Consider the following 8731-nt stretch of genomic DNA (forward strand, 5'->3'; position numbering starts at 1 on the left):
GCCGACGTCGCTCGGACGGTTCCGGGCGCTTACGTACCTCGAGGCAACAATGGCAGACCAAGGTTCGCCGCGCCGCTTTGCGCGCATAGATCGACTCCCCCCTTACGTTTTTAATATCACTGCCGAGCTGAAGATGGCTGCGCGTCGGCGCGGCGAAGACATCATCGACTTGAGCATGGGTAACCCTGACGGCGCCACGCCTCCACATATTGTGGAAAAAATGGTCACCGTCGCCCAGCGTGAAGACACCCACGGTTACTCCACTTCCAAAGGCATTCCGCGTCTGCGCCGGGCGATTTCGCGCTGGTACAAAGACCGCTACGCAGTGGATATCGATCCGGAAACGGAAGCCATCGTCACCATCGGTTCCAAGGAAGGCCTGGCGCATTTGATGCTGGCCACCCTCGACCAGGGCGACACCGTGCTGGTGCCCAACCCGAGCTACCCGATTCACATCTACGGTGCCGTGATTGCCGGCGCCCAGGTGCGTTCGGTGCCGCTGGTGCCGGGCGTGGATTTCTTCGACGAACTGGAACGGGCGATTCGTGGCTCGATCCCCAAGCCGAAGATGATGATCCTCGGCTTCCCGTCCAACCCCACCGCGCAGTGCGTGGAACTGGACTTCTTCGAACGCGTAATCGCCCTGGCCAAACAGTACGACGTACTGGTGGTGCACGACCTGGCCTACGCCGACATCGTCTACGACGGCTGGAAAGCCCCCTCGATCATGCAAGTGCCGGGCGCCAAGGACATTGCGGTGGAATTTTTCACCCTGTCCAAGAGCTACAACATGGCCGGCTGGCGCATTGGTTTTATGGTCGGCAACCCGGAACTGGTCAACGCCCTGGCGCGGATCAAGAGTTACCACGACTACGGCACCTTCACCCCGCTGCAAGTGGCGGCGATTGCCGCGCTGGAAGGCGATCAGCAGTGCGTGAAAGACATTGCCGAGCAGTATCGCCAGCGCCGTAACGTGCTGGTCAAAGGCCTGCATGAGCTGGGTTGGATGGTGGAAAATCCCAAGGCGTCGATGTACGTCTGGGCCAAGATCCCTGAGCAGTATGCGGCCATGGGCTCGCTGGAATTTGCCAAGAAGCTGCTGCTGGAGGCGAAGGTGTGTGTGTCGCCGGGGATTGGCTTTGGTGAGTATGGCGATGATCATGTGCGCTTTGCGCTGATCGAGAACCAGGACCGGATTCGCCAGGCGGTACGCGGGATTCGCGGGATGTTCCGGGCGGATGGGTTAGTCACTAAAGCCTGAGGTGCAATGATCGTTCCCACGCTCCGCGTGGGAATGCAGCACGGGACGCTCTGCGTCCCAAAGCATGACGCAGAGCGTCACAAGAGGCATTCCCACGCGGAGCGTGGGAACGATCAACTTGTGTGGTGTTACACCACCAACGACAGCAACATGATAAAGATCAGCGCCACCACCGACAGAATGGTCTCCATCGCCGTCCAGGTCTTGAACGTCTCGACCACGGTCATATTGAAGTACTGCTTCACCAGCCAGAACCCCGCATCGTTGACGTGAGACAACACCAACGAACCCGCCCCTGTCGCCAACACCAGCAGCTCACGGTTAACCCCTGGAATCATGCCCACCACCGGCACCACAATGCCTGCGCCGGTAATGGTCGCGACCGTCGCTGAGCCTGTGGCCACACGAATCACCGCCGCCACCAGCCACGCCAGCAGAATCGGGTTGATCTGCGCGTTCACCGCCATATGGCCGATCACGTCGCCCACGCCGCTGGTCACCAGCATCTGCTTGAAACCACCACCGGCGCCGATGATCAGGATGATCGCGGCGGTCGGCGCCAGGCTGGCGTCGAGCAGCTTGAGGATTTGCTTGGAGTGAATGCCCTGGCGATGGCCAAAGGTGTACAGCGACAGCAGCAACGCCAGCAGCAGCGCAGTGATCGGGTGACCGATCATGTCCATCCAGTTGCGGATGGCGTGGCCGTCCGGCAGCGCGACGTCGGCGAAGGTTTTGAGCAGCATCAGGAACACCGGCAGCAGCACGGTGATCAGGGTGATGCTGAAGCTCGGCAAGCTTTTGGATTCCGGCTCGCGGGCCAGTTGGTCGACCAGTTCCTGGGACGGGTTGCCCGGAATGTACTTGGCGATAAACGTGCCGAAAATCGGACCGGCAATGATGGCGGTCGGCAGTGCGACGATCAGGCCGTACAGGATGGTCTTGCCGATGTCCGCGCCAAACACGCCGATGGCCAGCAGCGGGCCAGGGTGCGGTGGCACCAGGCCGTGTACCGCCGACAGGCCGGCGAGCAGCGGGATGCCGATCTTGATCAGCGACACGCCGGTACGGCGCGCGACGATAAACACCAGCGGAATCAGCAGTACAAAGCCGATCTCGAAGAACAGCGGGATGCCCACCAGGAACGCGGCGAACATCATGGCCCACTGGACTTTGTCTTTGCCGAAGGCGCGGATCAGCGTTTGCGCGATCTGATCGGCACCGCCGGATTCGGCCATCATTTTGCCGAGCATCGTGCCCAGCGCGAGGATGATGCCGACAAAACCGAGCACGCCGCCAAAACCGTCCTGGAACGCCTTGATGATCTTGTCCACGGGCATGCCCGAGGTCAGGCCGAGGAAGCCGGCCGCGATGATCAGTGCAATGAACGGGTGCACTTTGAACTGGGTGATCAGAACGATCAACCCGATGATTGTGACCACTGCGTCTAGCAGCAGGTAGGACTCGTGGGACATGCCAAACATGGGGGGTCTCTCCTGTTTGTTGTTGTTATTAAAGCCGGTATTGAATCTTTCGCCGGGGGTAGCGCTACCTTTTCCGGCAAAAAATTAATGAGCAGGTTCAAAGCCGTGTTGCAGCCACCAGGCATTGGTTTGCTCGGCCAAGTCCTCGACGCTGTCTTCGCTGGCGTTGAGCGCCAGGGTCAGCGGCTCGCCCACGGGCGATTCAAGGGTGGCGAACTGGCTGTCTATGAGGCTTGCCGGCATGAAATGGCCGGGGCGATGGGACACGCGGTCGGCGGCCACGGCGCGGGTCAGCTCCAGGAACACAAAGCCCAGGCCCGGCGCGGCTTCGCGCAGGTGGTCGCGGTATTTCTTTTTAAGCGCTGAACAGGTGAGCACCGGATGCTCGCCGGCTTTGAGCGAGCGGCGCAGTTCATCGCAGAGGATGTCGAGCCAGCCGGCGCGGTCGTCGTCGTTGAGGGGGTGGCCGGCGCTCATCTTTTCGATGTTGGCGGCAGGGTGAAAGCTGTCGCCTTCAATGGCGGTGGCGCCGTTCAGGCGGCACAGGGCTTCGCTGACACTGGACTTGCCACAGCCGGAAACACCCATGATGACCAGGGCGGTAACAGGTTGACTCATGAAACACCTCAGGACGCAGATAGCGCTACCTTTGCACGCTGTAAGGCTAGTGCAAAAACAGGCTTTTCCCGCGCCGACTTGTCATTTTTATGGAGTGACGCGTGCATCCTCTCCAACCGTTTGAACAGGATCAGGCAACCCAACGTTCAAGTATTTGCAGCTGTTTGGAGACAGCGCTACCTTAGTGCCTCGATTTTTGTTTGGCAACAGCCTGATGACCTCCAAGAACGATAAAAAATTACGCACCACCGGTCGCCCGACCCTCAATGAAGTGGCGCGCCTGGCGGGCGTCAGCCCGATTACCGCCTCCCGCGCACTGCGTGGCGTCAGCACGGTTGCTACCGAGCTGGTGGAAAAAGTGCAACGGGCCGCCGCCGAACTCAACTACGTCGTCAACCCCGCCGCCCGCGCCCTGGCCTCGGCGCAAAGCCATTCGGTGGTGGTGATCGTGCCGTCGCTGTCCAACCTGTTGTTTATCGAAACCCTCGAAGCCATCCACGCAGTGCTGCGGCCCAAGGGCTTTGAAGTACTGATCGGCAACTCGCACTATTCGCGTGATGAAGAAGAAAACCTGCTGCGCAACTACATGGCCTACCAGCCACGCGGTTTGCTGCTGACCGGGTTTGATCGCACCGAAAGCGCACGGCGGATGGTCGAGGCCAGCAATGTGCCCTGTGTGTATATGATGGATCTGGACCCGAACGCGGGCGTGAATTGCGTGGGGTTTTCGCAATTGAGCGCAGGCGAGACAGCGGCAGCGCATTTGCTCTCCCGTGGGCGCAAGCGCCTGGCGTATATCGGCGCGCAGTTGGACCAGCGCACGTTGCTACGCGGTGAAGGGTTCCGCCGTGCCCTGCAGCAGGCGGGTCTGTACGACCCGGCGCTGGAACTGCTGACGCCGCGTCCCTCCTCAGTGGGGTTGGGTGGCGAATTGTTTTTGCAGCTGCTGGCGGCGCATCCGGATGTGGACGCGATTTTCTTCGGTAACGACGACCTGGCCCAAGGCGCGCTGCTGGAGGCCATGCGTCACGGCATCAACGTGCCGGAGCGCGTGGCGGTGCTGGGCTTTAACGATTTGCCGGCATCGTCTTTTATGGTGCCGCGTTTGAGCAGCATCAGCACGCCACGGGAAGCGATCGGGCGGCGCTCGGCGGAGCATTTGTTGACCATCATGGCGGGTAACAAGATTGCCAAGCCGGTGGTGGATATGGGGTTTGCGTTGCAGGTGCGCGAAAGTACTTAACGTGCTCGTTCCCACGCTCTGCGTGGGAATGCCTCTTGTGACGCTCTGCGTCACGCTCTGGACGCAGAGCGTCCTGGGCTGCATTCCCACGCGGGAGCGTGGGAACGATCGGAGTGGTGTGGGACGCCTGTAGGAAGCGGCTGACATTGCCGTAAGCGCCTTGCCCGGTTGCCTACGCTTACGTCAGAATCCGCCGGCTTGTGCGCTTGGGTGGGTGGAAACTAAGGTGGGTCGGTCGCTGAATTTCTCGGCGATCGGGTTTAGTAGCCCACTTTTGGACCTCCTAAACCAGGAGCACTGCAATGATCAAAGAAATTGAAAAACCTGCAACTACGATCTTGACCCTCACACCCGACACACCCCTCGAATCCCTACTGATCAACAGCTACGAAACCGTGTGCTCCGTCAGCACCTTGCTGCTCGACCTGTCCAACGACCTCACCGGCAAACACCGCGACGTGGCACTCGCCATTCATCAACTCAGCGAGTTATCAGTCTTGATGGTCGGCAAAGCCATGGACCAGCAAACACCACGCACCTAAAGCCTTACTCGGTTAAAAATGTGGGAGCTGGCTTGCCTGCGATGGCGGTAGACCTGTCGGCACATCATTGCCCGACACACCGCTATCGCAGGCAAGCCAGCTCCCACATGTTGTCCGTGCCCACTTAAGATATCGCCGTAAAGTCCTGCCCCTGCTAGATTGACCACTCGCCATCGTCAGGGAAGCACCATGGGACACTCACTGAAAATCCTCGGCCGCACGTCCTCCATCAACGTGCGCAAAGTGCTCTGGACCTGCCAGGAACTGGGCATCGACTACGTGCGCGAAGACTGGGGCATCGGCTTCAAGCCCACCCAGTCCCCCGAATTCCTGGCCCTGAACCCCAACGCCCAGGTGCCGGTGCTGATCGACGACCACGGCGTGTTGTGGGAATCCAACACCATCTGCCGCTACCTTGTCGGCCTGTACCAACGCACCGACCTGCTCCCCGCCGAACCGGCGCCACGGGCGCGGGTCGAGCAATGGGTGGACTGGCAAGCCGTGGAACTCAACCGCGCCTGGGGCGATGTCTTCACCGCGCTGGTGCGCAATAACCCCGACAACCTCGACGCGGCGCAGATTGCCGCCGCCGTGCAGGTGTGGAATGACAAGATGGGCCTGCTGGAACAACAGCTGGCCAAAACCTGCGCCTATGTGGCCGGCGATGAATTCACCCTCGCCGATATTCTTATAGGCCTTTCGGTGCACCGCTGGCAGAACACGCCCATGCAGCGCCCGCCCTACCCTGCCATTGCGGCGTATTACCAACGCCTGAGCCAACGCCAGGGCTTCAAGACCTTCGCCCTCGACGGCCATAACTAAAACAAGGACTTCACCGTGAACGGACTCAACGTACTGCTTACCGGCGCCTGCGGCAGAATTGGCAAGACGTTTTTCGAAGCCTCGAAAGACCGCTACCGCTTCACCCTCACTGACCGCATCGCGCCGGCGTTTGACCTGGGCGAGCACCGTTTCGTCCACGCTGACCTGAGTGACAAAGCCAGCCTGGCCGCGCTGCTCGACGGCATCGACGTGGTGGTGCACCTGTCGGGCATCCCCCACGCCAGCGCTTCGTTCGACGAGTTGCTGCCGAACAATATCCTCGCAACGACTTACCTGTTCGAAGCCGCCGTGGCCGCCGGCGTGAAGCGTTTGGTATTCGCCAGCAGCGCACAAACCATCGAAGGCTACCCGGTGGACCGGCAGATCACGCCGGGCATGCAGGTGATGCCCGCCAACCTGTACGGCGTGAGCAAATGCTACGGCGAGGCGCTGTGCGGCTACTACGCGGCCAAGACGCCGCTGTCGACCATTGCCCTGCGCATCGGCGCGTTTGAATTCCCCGAAACCCACGACCTGAACAACGCCCGCGACCTCAGCGCCTGGCTCAGCCCACGGGACGCAGTGCAATTGCTGCAACGCTCGGTGGAAGCAGAAGGCGTGAAGCACCTGATTGCCCATGGCATTTCCAATAACCGTTTCAAGCGCCTGGACCTCGGCGAAACCACGCGGGTGTTGGGTTACCATCCGGTCGACGATGCATTCCAAGCATTTGAAATCCCGATTACTTATTGAGTTATGCCCATGCCCGCACTCTCCACCGCCGACGGCATCGACCCGATCCGCGCTGCCTACATCAGCGCGCGCATTGACCGCCTGCCGGCCGTCGCCACCGTCTGGCGCCTGGTGGCGCTGCTGTCGATCGGTGGTTTTTTCGAGCTGTATGACCTGTTCCAGACCGCCTATATCAGCCCTGGCCTGATCAGCGACGGGATTTTCCACACCGGCAGCGAAGGCGTGTTTGGCTTCTCGGACCAGGCCGCGTTCGCCTCGGCGACCTTTCTGGGCCTGTTCCTCGGCGCCAGCCTGCTCAGCCCCATCGCCGACCGTTTCGGGCGCCGGGCGATCTTCACCTTTGCGCTCATCTGGTACACCGTCGCCACGGTGTTGATGGGCATTCAAACCTCGGCGCTGGGCATCATCTGCATGCGCTTTCTGGTGGGCATTGGCCTGGGGATCGAGCTGGTAACCATCGACGCCTACCTGTCGGAACTGGTGCCCAAGCGCATGCGCAGTTCGGCGTTTGCCTTCGCGTTTTTTATCCAGTTTCTATCGGTGCCGGCGGTGGCGTTGATGTCGTGGTGGCTGGTGCCCCAGGCGCCGTTCGGGGTCTCCGGCTGGCGCTGGGTGGTGCTCAGCAGCGCAGTGTTTGCGCTGTTTATCTGGCAACTGCGCAAGCGACTGCCGGAATCACCGCGCTGGCTGGCGCAAAAAGGCCGCTTTGATGAAGCCGGGCAAATCATGGACAACCTGGAGGCGCGCTGCCAAAAGGATCACGGCAAACCGCTGGATGAACCCGAGCCGCAGGCCCTCAGCGTGCAAGGCAGTGGCCGTTTTGCCGATATCTGGCAACCGCCGTACCGCCGTCGTGCGTTGATGCTGATTGTGTTTCATGTGTTCCAGGCCATCGGCTTTTTCGGCTTCGGCAATTGGTTGCCGGCGTTGCTGTCGGGCCAGGGCGTGAGCGTGACCCACAGCCTGATGTACGCCTTTATCATCACCCTCGCCTACCCGCTGGGGCCGTTGCTGTTTGTGAAGGTGGCCAACCGCTTCGAAAACAAATGGCAGATCGTCGGCTCGGCCATGGGTGCGATGATCTTCGGCAGCCTGTTCGCCCTGCAAACCACGGCCGTTGGGCTGGTGATCTGTGGCGTAATGATCACCTTCTGCAATGCCTGGCTGAGCTTCAGTTATCACTCGTACCAGAGCGAGTTGTTCCCGACCAACATCCGCGCACGGGCGGTGGGGTTCTGCTATTCGTTCAGCCGCTTGTCCACGGTGTTCAGCAGCTTGTTGATCGGTTTTATTCTGGAGCACCTGGGCACGCCGGGCGTATTGGCGTTTATTGCCAGCAGCATGTTGATTGTGATGATCACCATTAGCTGGTTCGGGCCACGCACACGCAATTTAGCGCTGGAGAATATCGCGCACTGACGGCAACAGTTGGCCGCCTGCGGGACAATAATTGCCGCGACGATCGCGCCATCCCCAACAAAACCGGGGGTGGTGCACTCGGCATGCTATTTGCTCCAGCTGTGGCACCGAACATTTCCACAGGTGACCGATCATGCTGGTTAATAACAACGCCCAAGCCGTATCGACCGTGCAACAGCTCAAGCGTCCCGACATGGACCCGGCCAATGCGGCCGCCAGCACGCTATACAGCGGCGCCCTGCAAGCGGCGCAGCAAAGCGTGACCGTACCGGCCGCGCAAAAGGATTTGGACAAGACCAACGACCGCATCGACGAAGCCTTCGCCAAGACCCGCGTGCAGTTGCAGGCCTCCACCGCCGCCCCTACGGCATCGACGGATGTACCGGCAGCCGGTTCGAGCACCAGCACTGCGCGTGCTGATTTCACCGACTACATGAACAAATCCCCGGCCGAACGCATCCGCGAGCAGTTGCTCAAGGAGCAGGGTTTGACCGAGGCGCAAGTGCAGGCGATGCCGCAGGAAAAACAGGACGCGATTGCCAAGCAAGTGGCTGAGCGGGTGAAGCAGCAGCAAGAGCAGCAGGTAGCGGCG

Annotated in this window: 9 protein-coding genes; 7 read left to right on the forward strand and 2 right to left on the reverse strand. The window is 60.7% G+C overall.

What is annotated here, in order from left to right; genetic code table 11:
- Positions 1-49 precede the first annotated feature (49 nt).
- The gene (alaC, locus tag ASE80_RS15010; RefSeq protein WP_056859616.1) at positions 50-1261 is read left to right on the forward strand and encodes an alanine transaminase; all 1212 of its coding nucleotides are present in this window, start codon (positions 50-52) and stop codon (positions 1259-1261) included.
- A gap of 128 nt (positions 1262-1389) precedes the next feature.
- On the opposite strand, the gene ASE80_RS15015 is transcribed toward alaC, so the two are convergent.
- Together ASE80_RS15015 and ASE80_RS15020 are read right to left on the reverse strand one after the other, a co-directional pair.
- Positions 1390-2742 carry a GntP family permease gene (locus tag ASE80_RS15015; protein WP_056859617.1) on the reverse strand — a complete coding sequence of 451 codons (1353 nt, stop codon included), beginning with the start codon at positions 2740-2742 and terminating at the stop codon, positions 1390-1392.
- 84 nt (positions 2743-2826) lie between these two features.
- Positions 2827-3360 carry a gluconokinase gene (locus ASE80_RS15020; RefSeq protein WP_056859618.1) on the reverse strand — a complete coding sequence of 178 codons (534 nt, stop codon included), beginning with the start codon at positions 3358-3360 and terminating at the stop codon, positions 2827-2829.
- A 211-nt stretch (positions 3361-3571) separates the two neighbouring features.
- Between ASE80_RS15020 and ASE80_RS15025 the strand changes: the two genes are divergently transcribed.
- From ASE80_RS15025 to ASE80_RS15050, 6 genes are all read left to right on the forward strand, one after another.
- Entirely contained in the window at positions 3572-4603 is a 1032-nt protein-coding gene (locus tag ASE80_RS15025) for a LacI family DNA-binding transcriptional regulator (RefSeq protein ID WP_162238850.1), read from the forward strand.
- A gap of 302 nt (positions 4604-4905) precedes the next feature.
- A complete protein-coding gene (locus tag ASE80_RS15030; RefSeq protein WP_056859619.1) occupies positions 4906-5145 on the forward strand; it encodes a DUF6124 family protein in 240 nt (79 codons plus the stop codon).
- Between the two features lie 189 nt (positions 5146-5334).
- Positions 5335-5967 (forward strand): glutathione S-transferase family protein, encoded by a 633-nt coding sequence (locus ASE80_RS15035; protein WP_056859620.1) that lies wholly within the window; start codon positions 5335-5337, stop codon positions 5965-5967.
- A 15-nt stretch (positions 5968-5982) separates the two neighbouring features.
- Complete coding sequence (locus tag ASE80_RS15040) at positions 5983-6720, forward strand: NAD-dependent epimerase/dehydratase family protein (RefSeq protein WP_056859621.1); 738 nt, start codon at positions 5983-5985, stop codon at positions 6718-6720.
- 9 nt (positions 6721-6729) lie between these two features.
- Positions 6730-8139 carry an MFS transporter gene (locus ASE80_RS15045; protein WP_056859622.1) on the forward strand — a complete coding sequence of 470 codons (1410 nt, stop codon included), beginning with the start codon at positions 6730-6732 and terminating at the stop codon, positions 8137-8139.
- Positions 8140-8272: 133 nt separating this feature from the next.
- On the forward strand, positions 8273-8731 hold a 459-nt coding region (locus tag ASE80_RS15050), incomplete at its 3' end, for a hypothetical protein (protein WP_056859623.1).

The organism is Pseudomonas sp. Leaf15 (assembly GCF_001421425.1).
GTDB classification, from domain to species: Bacteria; Pseudomonadota; Gammaproteobacteria; order Pseudomonadales; family Pseudomonadaceae; genus Aquipseudomonas; species Aquipseudomonas salomonii.

What these genes read in the sequence shown, in the direction of transcription:
- alaC (WP_056859616.1), top strand. Translation starts at nt 50, where the DNA reads ATGGCAGACCAAGGTTCGCCGCGCCGCTTTGCGCGCATAGATCGACTC.
- ASE80_RS15015 (WP_056859617.1), bottom strand. Translation starts at nt 2,742, where the DNA reads ATGTTTGGCATGTCCCACGAGTCCTACCTGCTGCTAGACGCAGTGGTC.
- ASE80_RS15020 (WP_056859618.1), bottom strand. Translation starts at nt 3,360, where the DNA reads ATGAGTCAACCTGTTACCGCCCTGGTCATCATGGGTGTTTCCGGCTGT.
- ASE80_RS15030 (WP_056859619.1), top strand. Translation starts at nt 4,906, where the DNA reads ATGATCAAAGAAATTGAAAAACCTGCAACTACGATCTTGACCCTCACA.
- ASE80_RS15035 (WP_056859620.1), top strand. Translation starts at nt 5,335, where the DNA reads ATGGGACACTCACTGAAAATCCTCGGCCGCACGTCCTCCATCAACGTG.
- ASE80_RS15045 (WP_056859622.1), top strand. Translation starts at nt 6,730, where the DNA reads ATGCCCGCACTCTCCACCGCCGACGGCATCGACCCGATCCGCGCTGCC.